We start from the raw sequence: 23,487 nt of genomic DNA, 5'->3' as shown, positions 1-23,487 counted from the left end.
TCACCCACGTGGTTGTATGATTTTCCATGAAAAATCCAGATAACATTCATTTCGCGAACATTCCTCTGTATGCTGTAGTCAGTTTTTAATTGATGCAATGACTGGGTTATGGCAAAAGTAAAAAGTGTCTATCGCTGTGAACAATGTGGTGCAGATCATCCTAAATGGGCAGGTCAATGTTCAGAATGTGGGGAATGGAACTCACTTCATGAGGTCAGTATTGCCCCTGCGGTGACGCATCGTGCCCAACCTAAAATGGGCGGTGGCTATGCAGGACAAGCGGCCGCCATTACCACGCTTAATAAAGTGTCTGTATCGCACGAAACCCGTTTAACAACAGGCATTGGGGAATTTGACCGTGTTTTGGGTGGCGGTTTGGTTACGGGCTCTGTGGTACTGATTGGTGGAGATCCTGGTATCGGGAAATCGACCATTTTGCTACAAACTGCGACTCACATGGCGGCTGCCAATAACACCGCTTTATATATCACAGGTGAGGAATCTCTTTCGCAAGTGGCGTTACGCGCTCAACGCTTAGACTTACCCACCGATCAACTGAAAGTCATGGCAGAAACCTGTGTCGAACGGATTTGTGAAGTTTTGGCGCATGAACGCCCTGCGGTAGCCATTCTGGACTCGATTCAAACTTTATATACCGAAACGTTGCAGTCTGCTCCAGGTGGTGTTTCACAAATTCGTGAATCAGCTGCCTTGCTGACTCGTTTTGCTAAAAATAGTGGCACTGCGCTGTTTATTGTCGGTCATGTGACCAAAGAAGGGGCTTTAGCGGGGCCGCGCGTCCTTGAACACATGGTCGATTGCGTCTTGTATTTTGAAGGACAGTCAGACTCACGCTACCGTATGATTCGAGCAGTCAAAAACCGTTTCGGTGCAGTGAATGAACTGGGCGTTTTTGGCATGACCGATAAAGGCTTACGCGAGGTTGCCAATCCATCTGCGATATTTTTGAGCCGTTATGATGAGGCAATTCCAGGTTCTATTGTCATGATTAGCCGCGAAGGAACGCGACCACTTTTAGTTGAAGTACAAGCTTTGGTGGATGATGCACATGGTCAGCCTAGACGTGTGGCTTTAGGTCTGGAACAAAACCGTCTGAATATGCTATTGGCGGTGATGCATCGGCATGGCGGCGTACAAACTTCAGGGCAAGATGTGTATGTGAATGTGGTCGGCGGCTTAAAAATTACCGAAACAGGTTCAGACCTTGCTGTACTACTTGCCTGTGCTTCTAGCTTGCGTGGCAAAGCCCTGCCACAACAATTGGCAGTATTTGGTGAGGTCGGTTTATCGGGTGAAATCCGCCCAGTACCAAATGGTCAGGAACGCTTAAAAGAAGCTATTAAACACGGATTTAAATATATTATTGTGCCGCGTGGCAATGCCCCACAAAAAGCCATTGCAGGTGTGCAAATTATTGCGGTGGCGCGTTTGCATGAAGCCTTAACTGAAGCCATGAATTTAAGTGAAAACTTAGGTTAAATCCTTGGATGATATTTTTTCAGTTTCAAGAAAAAATATCATATTTATATTGAAATTCGCAGCAAATGCCTGCATAAATACACAGCTTAACTTTATTTTAATATAGGAAAATTTGATGGAAGTTCGACAGCGTGGTTTGATCGCAGCAATGCTCACAGCGACTTTATTGGTAGCTCCGTTAGCAGCAGAAGCAAAACGTGCAGGTGGCGGTAAAAGCCATGGCATGAGTCGTTCGGCTGCTCCAACTCAGTCTTACCAACAACCTCGTCAAACAACGCCAGCACAACAACCAACAACTGCACCAGCACAGCAAAAATCTGGTCCAGGCGTAGGTGGTATGGTTGCTGCAGGTGTTGCAGGTGCGGCAATTGGTGCGGTTGCTGCCAATGCCTTGGCCGATGATCAAGCTGCAAGTGCTGCCGAAGCGCAAGAGGAAAAAGGCGGTATTCCAAGCTGGATTTGGATTTTACTCGCTGCTGCTGTTGCCTTCTTCATTTTCCGTAAGATGGGCGCAAAAAAAAAACTAACGCCTAATCCGTATGCGCCAAATAGCGGTGCCAATCAGGCACCGTTTGCGCAAACACCACCTGCTGCAGCGCCACGTAACGACAATACCAATATTTTTGGTCAATCTGTTGGGGGGTCTGCCGCTTCTACCCAAGCGCCTTTTGGTCAAGCTGCCAATAATAACGCGCCATTTGGTGCAGCTTATACCAACAGTGGCAATCAATTGCCTGATGGTTCAGAGCCTGCAACCTTTTTACGTGTAGCGCGTCAGCGTTTTAACCATATTCAGTCTATGAACACAGCCAGTAATATCGCAGAAATTCAGCGTTATTTAACTCCTGATTTATATCAGTCGATGTATCAGGACATTATGGCAAACCAAGACCAAGATGTAGCAGAGTTTTCTAACTTGAATGCCATGGTGGTCGATTCTGCAACTGAAAATGGTCAATATGTCATAAGTGTACGCTTTACAGGTACAGTCAGCGAAGACCTGAACAGTTTACCGCAACCATTTACAGAAATTTGGCACTTTGTAAAACCTGCAGGCTCTAATCAAGACTGGTTAGTGGCAGGTATTCAGCAAGAGCAATAATTTCAATGGATCTAGAAAAACAGCGACTTCGGTTGCTGTTTTTTATGCCTTTCTTTATCTAAGTTGAGACCCATCATGTTTAAACAGCACGTTTAAATCTTCTAAGACATCAACACCGAATACATCCACACTTGCCACACAAAACCAAACCCTCGATTGATTAGATCTATCAAAAAGTATCATCATTCATCAATACAGTTTATTTAGCCCACCTTCTCTTTGTATCTACCCAGAGATAAATCAAATCACGTTATCCGTATCACTTTGGTTATTTCCAGTCGATCTCCATTTACTTAGCCAACAAAAAAGCCCTGCAAACGGGCAAGGCTAAATTGTTACTGTTAAATCTATTATTCAGGCAATGGAATAAATTGCTTATCGGTATTTTGAACTTTGCGCTCACCGACTGCGACTTCCAAATCTAAGGCTTCTTCACCACGTTCAACTGAAACAGTCACCGTCGTATGCGGTGCTTGTGCAGCAACATAATTAATTAAATGCGAGGTTGAAGTAATCGCTTCATCATTCACTTTTAAAATTTTGTCACCACGTTTTAAACCTGCTTCTGCTGCAGGGCCACCGCGCAGTACATCAGCAACCACTACACCGCCTTGTGCAGGTTCTAAAATGTTGTCTTGTTGCACAGGCAACAAACTAATACCTAACCAACCACGAACCACACGTCCATCTTTTAAAATCGAGTTTAAAACCTGCTGACAGACTTGTGCAGGAATTGCAAAGCCGATGCCCAATGAACCACCTGATTGCGAGAAAATTGCCGTATTTACCCCAATCAAATTCCCTGCCACATCAATCAATGCACCACCTGAGTTACCTGGATTAATTGCTGCATCGGTTTGAATGAAATCTTCATAGGTATTAATACCCAAGTCAGAACGTCCTGTCGCAGAAATAATCCCTTGAGTCACGGTTTGTCCCACACCAAATGGGTTACCAATCGCAAGTACGACATCGCCCACTTCATTGCCACTCAGTTTAAATGGCAATACAGGCAGTTTTTCTAGATCAATTTTAATGACCGCTAAGTCTGTGTCTGGGTCAGTTCCAACAACTTTTGCAACCGCACGGCGTCCATCGTGCAAAGCCACGACAATTTGTTCAGCCTGCGCGATCACATGATTATTCGTTAAAATATAACCATCTGGACGAACAATGACCCCAGACCCCAAACTGTTTTCATTTGGGCCTTGCTTAAATTGATCGGGTAACTGATTGCCAAAAAATTCACGAAATGCAGGGTCATTTAACAATGGATGATCCATTTGTTTCACTTTTTGTGTGGTAAAAATATTTACCACCGCAGGCGCTGCCACTTTAACCGCAGCGCTATACGACACCACCCCACCTGTCCGTGTTGTATCAATTAATGGTTCAACTTTCTCGGCAGGCATTTTGACCCCATCGGCAGCCACAGGCACTTTCGGTTTTTGCAGTTGTTGCCAAGTCACAAAGCCAATAATAACCAGAATGAGTAACACCCAAGGTAACCAGGTAAAGGTCCGGCGCACGTTTTGTACCTCTAAGTAAATTTTTTTTGATGATTAAGTCATTGAATGAGCTATTGTAAAACGAAACACAAATAGAAACATAAAAAAGCCCAAGAGTTTTGTCTTGCTTTAGTTACAATACAAAATATGTTTTGATATTCGCTAAATATGTGCAATTTGAGAGAGTTATGGCGCAATTAAAAGAAATTATTCAATGGTGTGATCAAACTTTAAATACACATGAATTTAAAGATTACGCGCCCAACGGTTTACAAATTGAAGGCAGGTCTGACGTTCAAAAAATTCTTTGTGCAGTAACCGCCTCTCAAGAGGCTATCGAGGCCGCTATTGCGCAAAATGCAGACTTATTGTTGGTGCATCATGGCTATTTTTGGAAAGGCGAACCTTACCCAATTACAGGCATGCGCGGTAAACGCATCAAAAGTTTAGTCCAACATGATATTTCTTTGGTCGGTTATCACTTACCGCTCGATTCACATCCAAGTCTAGGCAATAACGCAGCCATTGCTGAATGTTTAGCGTTAGAAAATTTGCAAGCCTTAGACCCTAGTGAACGTCATCCTATTGGCAATATTGGTTTTTTAAAGCAAGCCATGAGCGCAACTGAATTTCGTGATTATCTTACAGCACGTTTAGGCTTTAATACCATTCATCTTTCTGCCGAAAAAAGTCAGATTCAAAAAGTAGGGTTCTGCACGGGTGCAGCACAAGATTTTATTGGCAAAGCGGCTGAACAAGGTTGTGATGCCTTTATTTCGGGCGAAGTCAGTGAACGCACTTATTATGAAGCCAAAGAGTTAGGTGTGCATTATTATGCCTGCGGACATCATGCGACTGAGCGCTATGGTGTACAACGACTCGCAAAAGCTATTTCAGAACAGTTTAATATTGAGTATAGTTATTTTGAATTAAATAACCCAATTTAATACACTGTTTCAACTAACATTTCACTCAAATGACAGCTGTGTTTAACATCGTCTTTAGATGTATACATTCGAGTCTGATTCTGTATGGTTATTTAAACCTAATGCGCAATTTATCTCGAAATCTATTACAATAGAGCCACTTAATGTTAAAACCCAGCAAAATGTAAGGAATTGAAAACATGACAACCATTACTTTACCAGCTTTACCATACGGTTACGAAGATCTTGCTCCACACATCAGCAAAGAAACTTTAGAATTCCACCACGACAAACACCACAACACTTATGTTGTGAACCTGAACAACTTGATCGCGGGTACGGAGCTTGAAGGTAAAACTTTAGACGAAATCATCAAAGCAACTGCAGGCGATGCAGCTAAAGCTGGTGTATTCAACAACGCAGCGCAAGTTTGGAACCACACGTTCTACTGGAACTGTATGGCGAAAAACGGTGGTGGTAAAGCTACTGGTGCTTTGGCTGCTAAAATTGATGAAGCTTTCGGTTCTTACGAAAAATTTGCTGAAGAATTTGCTGCTGCTGCAACAACTCAATTCGGTTCAGGTTGGGCTTGGTTAGTAGCTGACGAAGTGAATGGCAAACTTTCTATTATGAAAACTTCAAATGCTGACACACCAATGGCGCACGGCAAAGTTGCAGTATTGACGATTGACGTTTGGGAACACGCTTACTACATCGACTTCCGTAATGCACGTCCTGTTTACATCAAAACTTTCTTAGAAAGCCTTGTAAACTGGGATTACGCAAATGCGAAATACGCAGGTCAAGATGCTGGTGTAGAAAAATAATTTCTATTTTTCTGTAGAAAAACTGCTCTTTATGGGCAGTTTTTTTATTTTTGCAGATGAAATGAATATTTATAAAGCAAACAATACATTTCTGATGATGAACGTGTTGACGACTTAAACTTTCATCCCTAAAATGCCCCACAGATTCTCCAATAGCTCAGTCGGTAGAGCGACGGACTGTTAATCCGCAGGTCCCTGGTTCGAGCCCAGGTTGGAGAGCCAATCTATTCTCCCATAGCTCAGTCGGTAGAGCGACGGACTGTTAATCCGCAGGTCCCTGGTTCGAGCCCAGGTGGGAGAGCCAAGATTCTAAAAATCCCACGCAGTATGACGTGGGATTTTTTTTTGCAATTTTTATTGTTTTTATAGTGGATATGATGTTCTAAACGAATGGAACAGGCCTCACTCTCCCCTTAAATCAAAATTAAAACCATACAGTGAAGATCGGGCTATCCCCTCTTGTGATGACTCTATTTTTTCGCTAACTTAGGTTCATCAACAACAATAAAACTTGAAAGCCCATGCAAGCGCCTTGGTTAAAATCCCTGATTTTTTGGACAATTCTGATTGTGGTGATTTTTGCAATTTTTCAATGTACGCAAAAATCTGAAAGCAATAAAACTGCTGCGACACTCATGTATGAACGTCTGTATCAATGCAGTCGTGATCTGAACGCACAACAACAAGCCACCTTAAAACAAATTCAAAGCCAAGTGAAAACAGAAATGACTCAGCAAGAGATGCTGCAATTAATTAACTTATGTCGTAAAACCAACCCACCACAGACACGCGAAGATTATATAAAAGCCATTCAAGCACTCTAAAAACTGCGTTGAAACAAAGCTAGATGATTATTTTTAAAGCAGTTAATCTATAATTACGGTTTTTTTTCAATTCCAGCTTGACCAAAAACAGATACCCACATAGAATGCGTGTCAGATTCTCCCATAGCTCAGTCGGTAGAGCGACGGACTGTTAATCCGCAGGTCCCTGGTTCGAGCCCAGGTGGGAGAGCCAAAATTCTTAAAAAACCCACGCATTATGACGTGGGTTTTTTATTCCTGCTGTTTAGGGTCTAACGACACCGCATCATCTATGTTTGAATCCAGTCAATCGACTTTCTTGCTTATTGGCAGCTTGGCTAGCCTTGCCCTGTTTATCTTAATTTTTAAGCAATTATTTTTCCCCAAGAAAAACTTTTATCCCAAACCGATGATGACTGCTTTTGAACGCAGAATGTTTATGCGTTTAAAACAAGCTTTTCCTGAGCATCACATCTTGGCACAAGTGGCGTTTAGCGCATTAATCACCAACAACCACTATAAAATTCGTGCGCTGTTTAATCGTAAAGTGACTGATTTTGTGATCTTAAATGCAGAAATGCAGGTCATTGCAATTATAGAGTTAGATGACCCCTCACATATTGGCAAAGAACAGGAAGATGCAGAACGGGATGCAATGTTTCACGAGGCAGGTTATCGCGTTGTCCGATACACCGAAATTCCAAGTATCAGACAACTACAATCAGATTTGAGCTGAAATCATCAACTCGATATTAAGGTGTAGCTTCAGAAGCGGCTTGTATCTGACTGGCCTGCTTCGCTTGTTGTGCTGCAGCTTCACGCGCTTCAATACGCGCAATAATTTCTGCCTGCTGTTGTTTATATTTTTCCTGATTTTTGGCATCACTATTGACTGCTAAAAATGCCATGCTGACCAAAAAGATAGGAATCAACAAACCTAAGCTTGCCAAGATAATCATCTTTTTTAGACTTGGCTTTTTTTCAGGACTTTGCTGCTCAGACTGTGACATCATATATTCCTAATTCAAACTTCAAAATGAGGCTCAATATATCAGAATAATGCTGATTGTGCTTTGTGCATAAGTACGCACGTTCTAATGCTCAGTTTAATTTTTAACAGCAAAAATTGATCAGCGATCGAATAAAAAAGCACCTGACCAAACTACCATCAGATGCTTTGCTCAGTTTTTTATCGCACAGAAATATTTACATTAAAGCCAATACAATTCCCACAAAAATAATCAGCCCTACCCAACGGTTATGACGAAATGCCCAAAAACAGCGTTGCGGGTCTTTATCTTTGGTTTTACTCCATTGGTATATAAAGTCTGCAACCACAACCAGTAATGCCGCTAAACCAAACGGAATCAGTAAATTTTCTAACCACAATGCCGTACCAATCAAAAGTACACTGCCCGCTTGCAACAATGAAATAATTTGAATGTCATAGCGACCAAATAAAATTGCGGTAGATTTCACCCCAATTTTCAAATCATATTCACGGTCTGTAATTGCATATTGAGTGTCATAAGCCACAGTCCACGCCAAATTGCCAAAATACAATAACCAACAAGTAAGATCAGGCGTTGCACCTACAGCGGTATAAGCCATAGGGATAGACCATGAAAATGCCGCTCCCAAGAACACTTGCGGTAAATGAGTGTAGCGTTTCATAAATGGATAAATAAACGCTAAAAATAATGCCCCAAATGACCAATAGAAAGTTTCAATTGGTAAAAATAACAACATGGCTGCGCTTAGTGCAACCAAACCTAAGAATACATAAATGGCTTCTTTGGCACTAATCACACCCGTGGCTAAAGGACGTGTTTTAGTACGCTCTACATGACCATCTACCTTACGGTCAGCAAAGTCATTAATGGCACAGCCTGCAGCGCGCATAAAAATTGTGCCCAGAATCATAGGGATTAATATCCCGATAGACGGCATGCCCTGATTAGCAATCCACAAGGCCCACATGGTTGGCCAAAACACCAGTTCTGTGCCAATCGGTTTATCGAAACGACACAAATAATAATATGCTTCTAAACGCTCACGCCACGTGATCTGCTGTGCCAATGCCATACCAATCTCGTATCTTAATGTTGTTGAATAAATTGCTCAAAACGCGGTAAAAAAGTTTCTTGCACAATAAATTTACAGCCATGCCAAGTATAGCAACTCTGTCGTGTCCAGCCTTCATCGAGCAAAACCACACGCCTTTGACACAACGGATTGGTACGCTGAAATAAAAACCAGCCAATGGGTTTATTGCCAATATGCTGAAATAAACGGGCTTTGCTTTGCAAACTTAGAATCGGAAAAATACTTTTGGCTTTGACCCATGGCTGTTCATCACACCCATATAAATAGCTTTCACGCACCCATGAAGTGTGCCAATGTGGCATTTGCATCCACTGGGCATCTTGTAAATTTAAACGCTGAAAAGATTGCTGCAGTGGTTCAACTTTAAATTGTCCGCCTGCGAGCTGAGTCAGTTGTTGGGTCAAAGAACCTGCTGCATATAGCCATGTTTTTAATTCAGAAGGCAGATTTGCCTGCTTGGGAAAAATAGGCTGTGTTCGCATGTTCCGCCACCTTAACAAGATAGCCTAGTGTAGCCCAAATTTAGGCAAAGTTTTGTGACCGATGGCGCAATTCCCTGCAATTATCCAAAAAAATTAAGCGAATTCTTATATTTTGATAAAATCCATGCCAATTCAAAACCATGATTGCACCATCTAAAACAAAAAACCCGCCGAAGCGGGTTTTTCAAATTTAAGATTTTTGATGTATTACAAGCTGTAGTACATATCAAATTCAACTGGGTGAGTCGTCGTGTTCAAACGACGTACATCTTCAGTTTTCAATTCGATATAAGCATCAAGCATGTCTTTGGTGAATACACCACCTTTTAATAAATAGTCGTGATCTTCTTTCAAAGCATCAAGCGCCATTTCTAGGTTGTGTGCCACAGTTGGGATTTTTGCTTCTTCTTCAGGCGGAAGGTCATACAAGTTTTTATCTGCAGCTTCACCTGGGTGAATCTTGTTTTGAATACCGTCAAGACCCGCCATCAACAATGCCGCAAAACCTAAGTACGGGTTCATCATTGGATCAGGGAAACGCGCTTCAATACGTTTGCCTTTCGGGCTAGACACGTAAGGAATACGAATAGATGCAGAACGGTTACGCGCTGAGTAAGCCAACATAATTGGTGCTTCAAAGTGCGGTACTAAACGCTTATATGAGTTGGTCGATGGGTTAGTCAACGCGTTCAAAGAGCGGGCATGTTTGATAATACCGCCAATGAAGTACAACGCCATTTCTGACAAACCTGCGTATTCATCGCCTGCGAATAAGTTTTTGCCATCTTTAGAGATAGACATGTGTACGTGCATACCTGAACCGTTATCGCCTACCATTGGTTTAGGCATAAAGGTTGCAGTTTTTGCATATTGATGCGCAACGTTCCAAACTGCATATTTGAACTGTTGCACTTCGTCAGCCTTACGCACCATAGTATTGAAGCTCACACCAATTTCTAACTGGCAAGATGCAACTTCATGGTGATGTACTTCTACACGACCAGGCCCCATGATTTCTTCAATTTTTGCACACATATCTGCACGCATATCTTGAGAAGAATCTACTGGTGGTACTGGGAAATAACCGCCTTTCACACGTGGACGGTGACCTGAGTTACCAGCTTCGTAGTCTTTACCTGTAGACCATGCAGCTTCTTCAGCGATTAATGTGTGGCGCGCGCCAGACATATCGATGTCCCATTTTACTTCGTCAAATACAAAGAATTCTGGTTCTGGGCCAAAGAAAGCAGTATCACCAATACCTGTCGATTTTAAATATTCTTCAGCACGGCGAGCAATAGAGCGTGGATCGCGGTCATAGCCTTGACCTGTCGATGGTTCGATAACATCACACGTTACAACCACTGTTGGTTCTGCAAAGAACGGGTCAATAAAACCTGTGTTGGCATCTGGGCGTAAGATCATGTCTGATGCTTCGATTCCTTTCCAGCCTTCAATTGAAGAACCATCAAACATTTTACCGTCTTCAAAGGTATCTTCATCGATACTGTCTGCAGGATAAGTTACGTGCTGCTCTTTACCCTTAGTATCTGTAAAGCGGAAATCGACCCATTTTGCACCACTTTCTTGGATGAGTTGAAGGACCTTGTTCGCCATGCTCATTTTGCTCCGATGTTTTTTGTTGCACCCGAAAGTGCGTGTTAGTAGTTGGCAGTTATTAAGCAATTAGCGTACCAACTTTTAAAAGCAAAGCTAAAACCATGAATTCCGTATGAGAATACATCATTTAAAAAAATTACTTTGTCTCTATTATACTGTCAGAAATACGATTTGCACCATATTCAAACACTGTTCATTTGATTTGATTTAAAACTGCAAAACATAGCACCATTTTAGTGCATTTATGTTTTATTTCTGTTGAATTGTAGATCAAAAAATAGCTCAAACAGTATCTATGCAAGCATTTTGCTGTGCCATGGTTGTATTAAGCAATGCAAATTATCCGACCAATCTTAAACAACACTTTATTTTTTATTGAGCAAAAATAATAAGATCGTTTAAAAATCCTAAACCTGTATTATTTTCGATCAAACTGATTGAAAATATCTATACTGCAGATTTGTATTTTCTATCGAAACGCTGCACTCAAACTACCTGACGTGAACCGCTAATAACATGCGCCATGATGCTACTTTTTAGCGCATTTTTTACGTTATCTATAAGTGTGAAGCTAAAATATGACTGGTGAATGACCCTGTTTGATCATGTGTTCATTTCTTTCAGATCAAACCTGAACATTGCGCAGCAAGCTTTGAAAATCTATAAATTGGTGAATGCGCTGATAAGCTTTAACAGGGATTATCATATAAATAGTCCGCAGAAAATGCTTATTTTTTGCTATGATGATAAGCGCTTCCTTATTCCACCTTCTTTTCGACAAGAAAAATAAAGTCCTTTCTCGTTATAGGCGCAGGAATAAAGCAAATTATCTCAGACTCTTTAGCACTTAAAGTGTTCAATTTTCAATAGGTTAGCTCATGCTTTTAATGATCGACAACTATGACTCTTTTACCTACAACATCGTCCAGTATTTTGGCGAGTTAAATCAGGAAGTAAAAGTCGTTCGTAATGATGCCGTGACATTAGAAGATATTGAGCGATGGCAACCCAAGTATTTGGTGATTGGCCCAGGCCCTTGTTCTCCATCTGAAGCAGGGATTTCTATTCCTGCAATTCAGCATTTTGCAGGCAAAATTCCGTTACTGGGTGTGTGTTTAGGACACCAAAGTATCGGACAAGCCTTTGGTGGAAACATTGTGCGCGCTAAAACCGTGATGCATGGTCGTTTATCGGATATGTACCACAGCAACACAGGTATTTTTAGCAATCTGCCTTCACCATTTTCTGCAACCCGTTACCACTCTTTGGTGATTGATCAAGCAACCTTGCCAGATTGTCTGGAAGTGACATGCTGGACCAAAGAAGCAGATGGTTCGATGGAAGAAATTATGGGCGTGAAGCACAAAACTTTGCCTGTTGAAGGCGTGCAATTTCACCCCGAATCGATCCTGAGCCAACACGGTCATCAAATCTTTAAAAACTTTTTGGAAATTTACGCATAATGAGCGAGTCAAATCACATGAATATTCAACAAGCACTCAACCATATTACAAAACAAATTCACCTGACTCAGCCTCAAATGGAAGATGTGATGCGCGCGATTATGTCGGGCGAAGCAACAGACGCTCAAATTGGTGCATTGATGATGGGCTTACGCTTAAAAGGCGAAAGCATTGATGAAATTACTGCTGCTGCACGTGTAATGCGTGAATTTGCCATCAAAATTGATGTCAGCGATATTCCTTTTCTCGTAGATATTGTTGGTACAGGTGGCGATGGTCAAAACCTATTTAACGTATCTACCGCCTCTTCCTTTGTCATTGCAGCTGCAGGTGCAACCATTGCCAAACACGGTAACCGTGGGGTTTCAACCAAATCAGGCTCATCTGACTTACTTGAGCAAGCAGGCATTAATCTTGACTTAAACATGCAACAAACTGAACGCTGTATTCGTGAAATGGGCGTAGGTTTCTTGTTTGCACCGAATCATCACAAAGCCATGAAATATGCGGTTACCCCGCGTAAAGAGTTGGGTATTCGCAGTATTTTCAACTTGCTTGGGCCATTGACTAACCCTGCGGGTGTAAAGCGTTTTGTCATTGGGGTGTTTAGCAATGAATTATGCCGCCCGATTGCAGAAGTGATGAAACAGCTCGGTGCTGAGCATGTCATGGTGGTGCATTCTAAAGATGGTTTAGATGAAATTAGCCTTGCTTCGAGCACTTATGTTGCAGAACTCAAAGATGGTGAAATTACCGAATGGGAACTTACCCCTGAAAGCGTGGGAATTGAATCTCAAACTTTAACAGGACTGATTGTAGAAAACTCTGCTGAAAGCTTGAGTTTGATTAAAGATGCTTTAGGCAAAAACAAATCAGACAAAGGCGAAAAAGCGGCCAATATGATTGCACTCAATGCGGGTGCGGGTATCTATGTTTCGGGTCTAACTACAAGCTACAAACAAGGTGTCGCTTTGGCACATGACATTATTTATGGTGGACAAGCTTTGGAAAAAATGGGCGTGTTGTCTGAATTTACCAAAACGCTCAAACAGTACGAAGCATAAAGCAAATCAGGAAGGTGCATCATGGTGGATATTAGCAATACCATTTTAGGTAAAATTGTAGAACGTAAAAAAGAAGAGTTTGCCGAGCGTTTAAAACAACGCAGTTATGCAGACCTAGAACAATTGGCACGTGCAGCAACACCTGCACGTGGCTTTGCACAAGCCTTGCATAACAAACGCCCAGCGGTGATTGCGGAAATTAAAAAAGCATCACCATCTAAAGGCATTATTCGTGAAAACTTTGACCCTGCCGAAATTGCACAGCAATATGAAGCCGCAGGCGCAGCCTGTTTATCTGTGCTGACTGATGTCGATTTCTTTCAGGGTGCAGATGAAAATATTCAGATTGCCCGTTCACACTGTAACTTGCCTGCTCTGCGTAAAGATTTCTTGATTGATCCGTATGGTGTGGTGGAAGCACGTGCCTTACATGCAGACTGTGTGTTATTGATTGTATCTTGCTTATCTGACCAACAGTTGGAAGAAATGTCGGAAACGGCTTTTGAACATCACTTAGATGTGTTGGTTGAAGTGCATGATGAAAATGAATTGGAACGTGCTTTGAATCTTTCAGAGCGTTGTATTTTAGGGGTCAATAACCGAAATTTAAAAACCTTTGAAGTCGATTTAAACACCTCATTGCGTTTAAAAAACTTGTTGCCGCCTGCGCGTTTATTGGTCACTGAAAGTGGTATCGCCACACCAGAAGATGTCCGCATGATGCAAGACCATGAGATTCACAGTTTCTTGGTCGGTGAAAGTTTTATGAAACAAGCACGTCCTGACCATGCCTTTACGGCACTGTTTGGTCAGCCTGAAAATCTATAATCCAATTTGAAATACCATGAGTAAACATGATTCTTCGCTTTCTAAAGAACAGTACAATTTACTAAAATCTTTTAAAAAGCAAATCACTCAGCCTCATACTTCAAGCATTGCCAAGCCGTCTGAACCCAAAGTTCAGACGCCTGAGCAACAACAGGAAGATGATCTCGCATTGTTTCGTCAGCAAATGCAAGGCGTTCAAAAAATGGACGCAGGCAATATTGCAAAAATCGAACACACTGCCAAGAAAAAACCAGATGCCCAAACGCTGGCCAAACGTGCAGCAGCCATAGGCCCTATGGAAACCGATGATACCTTGCTGTCCGATACGCAAGCCATGCTTAACCCTGTGGGCAGCCAAGCTTCGCTGAGCTATCGCATTGCAACTTTGCAACATAAAGTCTTTGAAGATTTAAAAGCAGGCAACTTACGCTGGTTTGAAGCTGTTGATTTGCACGGTTGTACGGTAGAAGAAGCGCGGGTAGCCGTTTTGCAAATCATTCAAATGGCTAAAGATGAAAACCAGAACGTGATTAAAATTGTGCATGGCAAAGGCCCTGAAGCCATTTTAAAAACTTATGTAAATGGCTGGCTGCGTCAGCATCGTGATGTTTTGGCTTTTGTGAGTGCGCCTGAAAAACAAGGTGGCACTGGTGCAGTTTTAGTGTTGCTTAAACGCAGCGAAAAGAACCCAAAGTTTAAACAGTAATCGGTTTCATCTTTTAAACAAGGCATTGCAATAGTTTTCTGTTACAATGCCGACCTTGTTCAATATCAGTGTAAGTGAACACGTCTTATGTCTATGCAGCAATCCTACGCAAACATCCTAACCGCCGTTGGTGAAGATCTTAATCGTCCAGGTCTAAAAGATACGCCGATGCGTGCTGCTAAAGCTTTTTCGTATTTAACTTCGGGCTATAGCCAAACCTTAGCCGAAGTGACCAATAATGCCGTATTTCCATCCGACAACCGTGAAATGGTCTTGGTGAAAAATATTGAGTTCTACTCACTGTGTGAACATCATTTATTGCCATTTTATGGTCGCGTGCATATCGCCTATTTACCTGAAGGTAATGTTTTAGGCTTGTCTAAATTTGCCCGTATTACCGAAATGTTTGCACGTCGTTTGCAAATTCAGGAAAATCTGACTCAGCAAATTGCGGAAGCTGTGGCTGAAGTGACCAAAGCACGCGGTGTTGCTGTGGTGATTGATTCAGCCCATATGTGCATGATGATGCGCGGTGTAGGCAAACAGGAATCGACCACACGTACCGTATCTTTTGTAGGTGACTTTAAAACAGATAAAGAAGCCCGTCGTGAATTTTTAAGTGCGGTGCCTGAGAGTTTTTAAATTGTGGCTAAGTTCCTCAATCAAATAAAAAATCCCGAAATTTATGTTCGGGATTTTTGGGTTTTAGATTAAAAAATTAGCTTGATACATCTTCAGATTCAACCTACAGACACATTGTTGCGTCCATTATTTTTTGCCATATACAAGGCTTTATCCACTTCTTCAAAAAAACGTTGATAGTCTGGATGCCCATCATATTCATGCACACCTATACTAATGGTAAAGTTAAATTCTTCACCTGTTGATGTTTTTAATGTGGCTTTTTCGACACGTTTACGAATATTTTCAGCGACTACCAAGGCACGATCAATGGTGGTATCAATCTGTAACAGTAAAAATTCTTCGCCGCCAATTCGGAAGGCATAGTCACTGCCTTTTGCATATTGCAAAATCACATCAGCTAAAAACTGTAATGCATCATCTCCTGCTGCATGTCCATAACGGTCATTGATTGATTTAAAATGATCGGCATCTATCGCCAACAATGTTAAAGGCGAATTATTTTTTCGTGAAAAATTAATTTCACGGGACACGATGGTATTTAAATAACGGCGGTTGAGCAGTTGAGTTAAGGCATCATTGCCTGAATTGATATATTCAGACACCTGAAAAATTTGATCGACTAAATGCAGAATTTCACGATTCTTGGCACGAATGGATTGAATCATTTCAATTGCCTGTGCCTGACTTTCACATTGACCAATTTTCTGAATTAATTCATCCACCTGATAAATAAATTCAGTAATAGTTTGTACTTGTTCCGAACTTGAAAATGCATAAGCCGCTTTATGAATAAACCATAAACCAAATTCTGTTTTAGATAAAATCGGTTGCGTCATTTTGGTGTGATCGGACACCACCTGAAACATCAGTTCATTTTCCCAATCCAGCAAAGTTCCGCGTTGTCGATCTTTGTGCACGGCAACATCTTGCATGGCAGAAAATAAGCGATAGGTATGTTTCATATCATTATGTACTTCGACCTTCATTTCATAAGATCGGCACATAATTTCTGTGGCAAAGCATAAAATTTGGCTTAAATAATTAAACTGATTTAAGTTGCTATTGGCTTCTGTTGCAAAAAACTCAAAAGCCTTTTTTATAATAACGCGCACACCACGAATAATCAGCCAAGATGGAATTTGTACACGTGCATGCACATCGCCCACTTTAAATTGCTTTTCTACAATCTCGTTATAATTGTGTTGAAACGGAACTTCAAAACTGGAAATTAGCCACTGATATAAAGAGTTTTTTAAGCGATTCTTCACCATCTCTGCAGACAAAAATTCTGTCGCATGTTCTTCAAGCAACATTTGCTGATAGAACTCGATCACAAAATCTTCTGCATGTGCTTGAATAAACTGGAATGTCGCTTGCAAATCTTCTGGCTTAAATTGCTCGCAAATTGACTTCCATTGCTCTGCAAGCTCATGCGTACACTCTTGATACATCCACAACAACCCAGCCAAAAGAAACTGCTAAATTTTAACGGGTTTCACCAGCAACTCAACTTGTTTAGCTGGTTTTTTACAATTCAGTATAAATTCAACAGCTCTTTAAAAAAAATGCACATAGCCTAAACTGGTCTTGTTCCAGTCCTGTTTGTCCTGTTGTTGATATTCCCAACCCAATCGCAACACATGCTGCGGGTTGAGTACATATTGCAACTGGCTGTTCAGCTTAAATTGCCATTGGTGACGATCTTCCCAATACGGTAATTCAAGCTGAACCAAACTATTCATGCGTGCTGACCAGATATTTTGACAACCCAGTGTTGGGCCAATTCCAACACGCCAGACTTTGTCTAAAGCCTTACCCGCTTGCACATGATTTTGAATTTGCACATAACACAAATGTTCACGCGCTTGATTAGCCACGCTATAACCAAACTGTGTTTTTAAACTTAAAACACCATGCTGTTCCGTTTCGCTAAAAGCCCCGTGCGAATTCAGGGCTTCTTGCTGCCAACCCAAATTAAAGCCCCAACTAAGTGGTGTTTTAAATGCGGTCATTGGGTTATAAGAGTTCACCGAGAGTAAATCTAACTGATTCAGTTTTAAGCGGTCTTCACGATATTGCACAGAAGCTTCTAAAAAGTTGAGTTGCGTCCCTGTACGAAAACCACCTTGCGGATCAAGTAAGTCATGGTAAGCCTGTCGATGACTCAACTCTACAAAATGCTCGCCTTGCACCTCGCCAGTACGCACAGCAAAGCTTCGTGCATGATGCCCCTGCACAGGATCGACCTGAGGGCGTGCGACATCCTGACGTTGTTTTTCTAAATTGATCTGACTTCTTAAACTTAAAATTTGTCTCAGTCGCGGTTGTGCAATTTTGGCTTCAATTTTGCGTCCAATCAGTTTCAGATACAAATCGTCATAAGCCATTTCCAGAATTTTAGCTTGATCGATTTGGCTGTGATTTTGCAAAACTGCCGCCACATTTTCAGGTTCTGCTTCGGCCACTTGATGGGCAGTTTTTGCCAACGCTGTGCCATGTTGTCTAGCTTGCGCCAATAACTGAGTTTCCAAAGCAGGACGATAGACAACATCTGCCACTAAATTTTCCTGCTCTACAGCTTTTAGTGTTTCAATTGGAATAGATGCGACTCTAAACTGCTGCTGTAAATTCAGCTCAGGGCGCACCAAATCCATTAAACCCAATAAGCGATAGGCACAATTATCACTGATAAAATAATACGGAAATTGCACATGCTTCATTTCCCAAATGTGCTGCACTAAAAATGTGGTTTCCTGCTCATTCAGTGCCAGTTCATATTCCCACAAATCTCGGCTTTCTAAATCGCCATATTCTTTTACTTTGCGGTAATACGGCATCAGTGAATATTCACCCGGATATTGCCCTGTAAGTCCTTTCCATGCATAAGACCAACCTTCGCTGCCCGTTACCGTTGCTGCATAATTGACAGCATAAGAAATTAAATTCAGTTGTTTTTGATCTTTTGGGTCTAAGCGCAATAAAGTATGCCCAAACATAGAACTTGGATTGCCCATAAAGTCTGTGGCATAAATCAGCACTGCTTTATAAGGTTTAATTTGTCCAATCCATTCGTCCAATTCAGGACATTGCACCTGTGCCAAATCTTGTTGAGGAATTTGTAATTGTTCAATTAACCAGCGGCTACGTGCAGGAAATTTGCACTGCACCGATTGATTGGCAGGCGCTGTTTCAAATAATGCCTGCACATTGCGAAGTAACTCTTGGTCTAAATTGCTTCCACCTTGTTCTGACACAAAATAGCCCGCATATTGCACTTCACTTTTGCCTTGCTGCGCATACATTAAGCGCTGCCAAGTCACCTGTTCTGCTAAGTGCAAATCTTTGGCTTTTTGCACATAATTGCTTGCAGATGTGGCTAAAGTTTCAGCCCTTTGTGCCACAGAACTTGGAGAAAGTTGTTGAGTCAGGCTGGTTGATATTTCAGAAGATAAAGCAAAAACCGTAGGAGATAAAAAAGCAGCAGTACACAAGACAAAAAATTTCATGGACATCTTATATGTTTTTTATAGGCAAATTTGAATTTCAACATTGTATTTGGGTATAAAAAAGCCCTGCAATTACACAGGGCTTTCATTCAAACTTAAACGTATGCTTTTAATACGTCATCATTTGCCATTACGTTTTGTAAAGAAGCCAGAACTTCTAAAGACGTTTGGTTTTCTGCAGAGTAGATAGAAGCAAAGTTTTGCTTAGAAACTGTAAAGAAGTGTGCTTTATCTTCAGCTTTAATGCTTAGCAATTCAGCCAATACATTTAAGCTTTCACCTTCACCAACTGCCATATCACGTGCCAATGATTCAGCGTTTTCATTGGTAAAAGTCACGACTTGTGCAGTTACTGTACCTGTACCGCTACAACCTAAAGTACCAAATGTAATACCAAATAATTGGTTAGCAAAAATACCGTTGGTGGTGGCTGCTAAAATTTTTGCAACTTTGCCAGACTGACCTGCCCAAACTTGAGAACCGATACCACAACCTGCATCACGGTCTGCAAATGCTGCTGTAGAACCCACTGCCAAGACAGCAGCCAATGCTAATTTTTTAATCATCGCCTTACTCCAGAGATTTATTATTCGAAAAATTATGCTTCGAATCGTTATTCTTTATTGCTATGTGTAATTTTTATTACACTATTTTAAGATAGCGAGATGTCACTCAGAAGGCAAAACATTTATCACAAAATCAGGCATTATTTTTGTGCATTTTTGTAGCGTCGATTGGTTTTTAGTTTAAAGATTGGTCTTAAATTTGAAAATAGATTTTAGTGTTGAAGATAGCATTTAGATTTACAGCTGCTGTTGATCCTCAGTTTTCAGTGTCCACTGCCCTTCTGCATCGCGATAACCCAAAATTTTCATGACCAGAACCAGACTCAGTAACAGCAATAAATACCAAGAACCGAGTTTGCCCCAGCCGACCATGTGCCACGCATCGACCTGACTTGGATACAACCATATTTGATAAAAGGTGCTAATGTTTTCTGCGACCCAAATAATAAAAGCCAAAAGCATCAATACAGGCAACATTGGCAGTTGTAATTGAGACCGTTGTAATTGAAAACGAATTTTGGTTTTCCAGAAAATCACAACGCTCCACGCAAACAAGCCATAACGAATATCGGGGATAAAAAACTTGCTCATGAAGTTGATGTACGACAACACTGCCAAGGCCATCATATTGCTAAAAGTCGGCAAATTCCGTAAAGATACCCGATACAAACGCAAAGAACGCGCAAAGAAACTGCCAACTGCAGAATACATAAAGCCTGCAAAAAGCGGTACGGTCATAATTTTAAAGACAGCAGGTTGAGGATATTGCCACGATGCAATTTGTGGATGAGTTAAAAAAATTTCCATGATCATCGCTAAAATATGAAACAAAGCGATGACTTTGGCTTCTGCCCAAGATTCCAGTTTTAAATATAAAAGACAAACTTGAATAATTAAGGCATAGAATAATAAATAGTCGTAACGGAAAAATCCGAAATATTCCTGACTGCCCATTGAAGCAGTCAGGGCAAATGCAATCAGCAATAAAATTCCAAATAAGGCAGCCGAAGCTGCCTTAGTCGAAAACTCAACTCCTGACTTTAGCCATGTTATCCACATGATGTGACAACCTGACTGAAGCTGAGATTACACCGATACATCTACAAATGATCCATCTATATCATTGTGCGATTATAGATATTTGGCACTGTATTCATGAACCGTGTCGATAAATACTTTAGGACGTTCAGGGTCTACCCACTGGGTAATACCATGCCCTAAGTTGGCTACATAACCTGTTTTTTCACCATTGGCATAGGCATCATCTAGCATCGCACGTGTTGCTTTGGCAATTGCTTCAGGTGAACCGTACAAAGTGGCTGGGTCTAAGTTACCTTGCAATGCGGCACGACCACTCACCGTTTGACGTGCGACATTTAACGGTGTTGTCCAGTCCAGACCAAAAGCATCTGCACCTGTTGCAATCATTGGCTCCAGCCATTGACCGCCACCTTTGGTAAATAAAATAACAGGGATTTTACGTCCATCTTTTTCACGTTGCAGACCTGACACAATTTTCTGCATATAGTGGAGTGAAAATTCAAGATATTCACGATGGGCCAATGCACCGCCCCAACTATCAAAAATTTGTACTGCCTGTGCGCCTGCATCAATTTGTGCATTTAAGTATTCGGTCACTGCATCGGCCAAACGGTCTAATAGTGCATGTAAAACTTCAGGCTGTGCGTACATCATGTTTTTGGTGAAACGGAAATCTTTGCTTGAACCACCTTCAACCATATACGTTGCCAAAGTCCATGGACTACCTGAAAAACCAATTAAAGGCACTTGTCCGCCCAAAGCAGAACGAATGGTCGATACTGCATTCATGACATAGTCTAAGTCTGACTTGGCATTAAATTTAGGTAAATTGGCAACGTCTTGCTCGGTACGCACCGTTTTATGAAACTTTGGCCCTTCGCCTACTTCAAAATACAGACCTAAGCCTAATGCATCGGGTACAGTTAAAATATCTGAAAATAAAATCGCAGCATCTAATTCATAACGACGCAAAGGCTGTAAAGTCACTTCACAGGCAAATTCAGTATTTTTGCATAGAGAAAGAAAATCTCCTGCCTGCGCACGTGTAGCACGATATTCTGGTAAATAACGTCCTGCCTGACGCATCATCCATACGGGCGTGCAATCTACTGGCTCACGTAATAAGGCACGAAGAAAACGATCATTTTTTAAGGTCGTCATTTACTTTCCCAACTCATTTTCAATCTTGCAGCCATCATATCAAAAAGGTTGAAGTTTTAATAACTTCATTTCTTGCTCGTCTTTTCAGCCTATTCTAAGTGTTCAAATTCAGCTTACGTTTATGTGAAATACATCACACAAACAAAAGTCACTGTAAAATTGGGGTTATCTTGCATATTTACACAAAACAACTACTGCATCTCCTTAGTTTTTCTGCAATACTTGGCTAGTTTTTATCTATGTAAATGAATAATTCTCAAGGTTGAATTACATGTTGGTTCGCACAATACTCGCAATGAGTTTAAGTTGCATTTTTGCAGGGACTACTTTTGCTGCATCTACTGCTGAACAACCGTTAAATCCACAAGTGATTAGCAATACCGCTATTGAAGATCCGATTGATCCTTTAGCGACAGAAGCATCGGCTGCACAAAATAATCTAAATGCAACAGACACTGCTATTACGCAACAAGAACAAAATGATTTAAATAAGGCTTCAAAAACCTTAGATGATCTACACAAAACTGAAGATACCACTGCCGATGTAGGCACTGCACCAACAAAAAGCTCTGCAAGCCAAACTGCTACATCCAACACAGCAGCACCAAAAGCTTCATGGACTTTAGATGGTTTAAATAATGCCACTTGGTATGAAAATATTGGTAAAGGTCAGTTCCCTGTGTATGCACGTGCACACGTGATGCTGAACAATTCACATGCTTCTCCAGGTGCAATTGATGGCACTAGTGGTAAGAACACCCTAAAAGCAATTGCATCATTCCAGCAAATGAATGGCATTAGCCCAACGGGTATTTTAACCAAAGAAACTTGGGATGCGTTGGTTGCACGTCAAGGTTCACGTCCTGCATTTGTAGAATACACGGTTACTGAAGCGGACTTAAAAGGTCCTTATGCGAAATCTATTCCGGATGACTATGCAGAACAAGCCAAAATGAAAGGCTTGTACTACACCCGCGTAAGTGAAATGTTAGGTGAAAAATTCCACATGGATGAAAATTTCTTAAAGAAATTAAATCCGAATGCAACATTTAATAAAGTGGGTGAAAAGTTATTGGTGACCAACGTTCGCAATGACTTACCTGAAGACATTCACCTGATTGTGGCGCACAAAGGTGCAAAACAACTGTATTTGTTCAACAAACAAAACCAAATGGTCGGCTCATTCCCAGCAACCATTGGCAGTGCAGATACTCCATCGCCAACAGGTACTTATAAAGTGACAGGTGTTGCACCAAACCCATGGTACAGCTATTCACCAAGTAACTTTATTCAGGGCAAAAACTTAAAACCGCTGTCTTTACCACCAGGCCCTAACGGCCCTGTGGGGAATATCTGGATTGGTTTAAGTAAAAAATCATTCGGTATTCACGGCACACCAAACCCATCGACCATTTCAAAAACGGCGTCGCATGGTTGTATCCGTTTAACCAACTGGGATGCAAACGATTTAGGTCGTAAAGTACGTTCTGGCGTGACTGTAAAATTCCTTGAATAATCAGTGATCGCTTTAAACCGCAAAAGACCCACGTTTTTACGTGGGTTTTTTAATGCCGCGATAAAACTCTAAAATGTCTAGGTTCTGCAAAAAATCTACACATGTTGCAATTTTAGA

The 23,487-nt window shown here is 41.3% G+C and carries 22 protein-coding genes and 3 tRNA genes; 15 read left to right on the top strand and 10 right to left on the bottom strand.

The window, feature by feature from the left end; translation table 11 throughout:
* Nucleotides 1-108: 108 nt before the first annotated feature.
* The gene (gene radA, locus FTV41_RS03855) at nucleotides 109-1,500 is read left to right on the top strand and encodes a DNA repair protein RadA (protein WP_104853204.1); all 1,392 of its coding nucleotides are present in this window, start codon (nucleotides 109-111) and stop codon (nucleotides 1,498-1,500) included.
* A 115-nt stretch (nucleotides 1,501-1,615) separates the two neighbouring features.
* Nucleotides 1,616-2,602, top strand: coding sequence for a Tim44 domain-containing protein (locus FTV41_RS03850; RefSeq protein WP_004971891.1), 987 nt, complete (start codon nucleotides 1,616-1,618; stop codon nucleotides 2,600-2,602).
* Between the two features lie 350 nt (nucleotides 2,603-2,952).
* Here the strand turns inward: FTV41_RS03850 and FTV41_RS03845 are convergent, their stop codons facing one another.
* Nucleotides 2,953-4,131 (bottom strand): trypsin-like peptidase domain-containing protein, encoded by a 1,179-nt coding sequence (locus FTV41_RS03845; protein WP_179996153.1) that lies wholly within the window; start codon nucleotides 4,129-4,131, stop codon nucleotides 2,953-2,955.
* Nucleotides 4,132-4,298: 167 nt separating this feature from the next.
* Here FTV41_RS03845 and FTV41_RS03840 point away from each other — a divergent pair, with 167 nt between their 5' ends.
* The 7 genes from FTV41_RS03840 (at nucleotide 4,299) to FTV41_RS03810 (ending at nucleotide 7,402) form a co-directional block, all read left to right on the top strand.
* The gene (locus FTV41_RS03840; RefSeq protein WP_179996152.1) at nucleotides 4,299-5,057 is read left to right on the top strand and encodes a Nif3-like dinuclear metal center hexameric protein; all 759 of its coding nucleotides are present in this window, start codon (nucleotides 4,299-4,301) and stop codon (nucleotides 5,055-5,057) included.
* A gap of 179 nt (nucleotides 5,058-5,236) precedes the next feature.
* Entirely contained in the window at nucleotides 5,237-5,863 is a 627-nt protein-coding gene (locus tag FTV41_RS03835; RefSeq protein ID WP_026438302.1) for a superoxide dismutase, read from the top strand.
* A 146-nt stretch (nucleotides 5,864-6,009) separates the two neighbouring features.
* A tRNA-Asn gene (locus FTV41_RS03830) sits at nucleotides 6,010-6,085 on the top strand.
* 6 nt (nucleotides 6,086-6,091) lie between these two features.
* A tRNA-Asn gene (locus FTV41_RS03825) sits at nucleotides 6,092-6,167 on the top strand.
* 217 nt (nucleotides 6,168-6,384) lie between these two features.
* A complete protein-coding gene (locus FTV41_RS03820) occupies nucleotides 6,385-6,687 on the top strand; it encodes a hypothetical protein (protein ID WP_004971899.1) in 303 nt (100 codons plus the stop codon).
* A gap of 117 nt (nucleotides 6,688-6,804) precedes the next feature.
* A tRNA-Asn gene (locus tag FTV41_RS03815) sits at nucleotides 6,805-6,880 on the top strand.
* Between the two features lie 78 nt (nucleotides 6,881-6,958).
* Nucleotides 6,959-7,402, top strand: a complete 444-nt coding sequence (locus FTV41_RS03810) for a DUF2726 domain-containing protein (protein WP_004971902.1) — start codon at nucleotides 6,959-6,961, stop codon at nucleotides 7,400-7,402.
* Nucleotides 7,403-7,418: 16 nt separating this feature from the next.
* Here the strand turns inward: FTV41_RS03810 and FTV41_RS03805 are convergent, their stop codons facing one another.
* The 4 genes from FTV41_RS03805 to glnA all read right to left on the bottom strand — a co-directional run bounded on the left by FTV41_RS03805 (nucleotide 7,419) and on the right by glnA (nucleotide 10,877).
* A complete protein-coding gene (locus FTV41_RS03805) occupies nucleotides 7,419-7,676 on the bottom strand; it encodes a hypothetical protein (RefSeq protein WP_179996151.1) in 258 nt (85 codons plus the stop codon).
* Between the two features lie 196 nt (nucleotides 7,677-7,872).
* Nucleotides 7,873-8,751, bottom strand: a complete 879-nt coding sequence (gene ubiA / locus FTV41_RS03800; protein WP_178318581.1) for a 4-hydroxybenzoate octaprenyltransferase — start codon at nucleotides 8,749-8,751, stop codon at nucleotides 7,873-7,875.
* A gap of 14 nt (nucleotides 8,752-8,765) precedes the next feature.
* Nucleotides 8,766-9,254 (bottom strand): chorismate lyase, encoded by a 489-nt coding sequence (locus FTV41_RS03795; RefSeq protein WP_004971911.1) that lies wholly within the window; start codon nucleotides 9,252-9,254, stop codon nucleotides 8,766-8,768.
* A gap of 207 nt (nucleotides 9,255-9,461) precedes the next feature.
* Entirely contained in the window at nucleotides 9,462-10,877 is a 1,416-nt protein-coding gene (gene glnA, locus FTV41_RS03790; RefSeq protein ID WP_171287402.1) for a type I glutamate--ammonia ligase, read from the bottom strand.
* An 875-nt stretch (nucleotides 10,878-11,752) separates the two neighbouring features.
* Here glnA and FTV41_RS03785 point away from each other — a divergent pair.
* The 5 genes from FTV41_RS03785 (at nucleotide 11,753) to folE (ending at nucleotide 15,577) form a co-directional block, all read left to right on the top strand.
* Nucleotides 11,753-12,337 (top strand): aminodeoxychorismate/anthranilate synthase component II, encoded by a 585-nt coding sequence (locus tag FTV41_RS03785; protein ID WP_004971915.1) that lies wholly within the window; start codon nucleotides 11,753-11,755, stop codon nucleotides 12,335-12,337.
* Between the two features lie 17 nt (nucleotides 12,338-12,354).
* Complete coding sequence (gene trpD / locus FTV41_RS03780; RefSeq protein ID WP_104853302.1) at nucleotides 12,355-13,401, top strand: anthranilate phosphoribosyltransferase; 1,047 nt, start codon at nucleotides 12,355-12,357, stop codon at nucleotides 13,399-13,401.
* Between the two features lie 21 nt (nucleotides 13,402-13,422).
* Nucleotides 13,423-14,229: an indole-3-glycerol phosphate synthase TrpC gene (gene trpC / locus FTV41_RS03775; protein WP_104853201.1), complete on the top strand. Its 807-nt coding sequence runs from the start codon at nucleotides 13,423-13,425 to the stop codon at nucleotides 14,227-14,229.
* A 16-nt stretch (nucleotides 14,230-14,245) separates the two neighbouring features.
* Nucleotides 14,246-14,935: a Smr/MutS family protein gene (locus FTV41_RS03770; RefSeq protein ID WP_104853200.1), complete on the top strand. Its 690-nt coding sequence runs from the start codon at nucleotides 14,246-14,248 to the stop codon at nucleotides 14,933-14,935.
* Between the two features lie 93 nt (nucleotides 14,936-15,028).
* Nucleotides 15,029-15,577, top strand: a complete 549-nt coding sequence (folE, locus tag FTV41_RS03765; RefSeq protein ID WP_171062567.1) for a GTP cyclohydrolase I FolE — start codon at nucleotides 15,029-15,031, stop codon at nucleotides 15,575-15,577.
* A gap of 98 nt (nucleotides 15,578-15,675) precedes the next feature.
* On the opposite strand, the gene FTV41_RS03760 is transcribed toward folE, so the two are convergent.
* From FTV41_RS03760 to hemE, 5 genes are all read right to left on the bottom strand, one after another.
* Nucleotides 15,676-17,031: a diguanylate cyclase gene (locus FTV41_RS03760; protein ID WP_104853199.1), complete on the bottom strand. Its 1,356-nt coding sequence runs from the start codon at nucleotides 17,029-17,031 to the stop codon at nucleotides 15,676-15,678.
* Nucleotides 17,032-17,136: 105 nt separating this feature from the next.
* Complete coding sequence (locus FTV41_RS03755) at nucleotides 17,137-19,086, bottom strand: DUF4105 domain-containing protein (protein ID WP_179996150.1); 1,950 nt, start codon at nucleotides 19,084-19,086, stop codon at nucleotides 17,137-17,139.
* A 95-nt stretch (nucleotides 19,087-19,181) separates the two neighbouring features.
* On the bottom strand, nucleotides 19,182-19,652 hold the full coding sequence (locus FTV41_RS03750) for a DUF3015 family protein (protein ID WP_179996149.1): 471 nt from the start codon (nucleotides 19,650-19,652) through the stop codon (nucleotides 19,182-19,184).
* A gap of 237 nt (nucleotides 19,653-19,889) precedes the next feature.
* Entirely contained in the window at nucleotides 19,890-20,711 is an 822-nt protein-coding gene (locus FTV41_RS03745; protein ID WP_154320930.1) for a DUF817 family protein, read from the bottom strand.
* Nucleotides 20,712-20,783: 72 nt separating this feature from the next.
* A complete protein-coding gene (gene hemE / locus FTV41_RS03740) occupies nucleotides 20,784-21,854 on the bottom strand; it encodes a uroporphyrinogen decarboxylase (protein WP_004971944.1) in 1,071 nt (356 codons plus the stop codon).
* A 271-nt stretch (nucleotides 21,855-22,125) separates the two neighbouring features.
* On the opposite strand from hemE, the gene FTV41_RS03735 reads away from it, so the two are divergent.
* Nucleotides 22,126-23,370 (top strand): L,D-transpeptidase family protein, encoded by a 1,245-nt coding sequence (locus tag FTV41_RS03735; RefSeq protein WP_179996148.1) that lies wholly within the window; start codon nucleotides 22,126-22,128, stop codon nucleotides 23,368-23,370.
* The last annotated feature ends 117 nt before the right edge of the window (nucleotides 23,371-23,487 follow it).

The sequence above is a fragment of the Acinetobacter sp. YH16051 genome (genome assembly GCF_013417135.1).
Lineage (GTDB): Bacteria > Pseudomonadota > Gammaproteobacteria > Pseudomonadales > Moraxellaceae > Acinetobacter > Acinetobacter towneri.
Note: the sequence above shows the minus strand (reverse complement) of the source record. Positions and strands in the feature narration are given on the sequence as shown.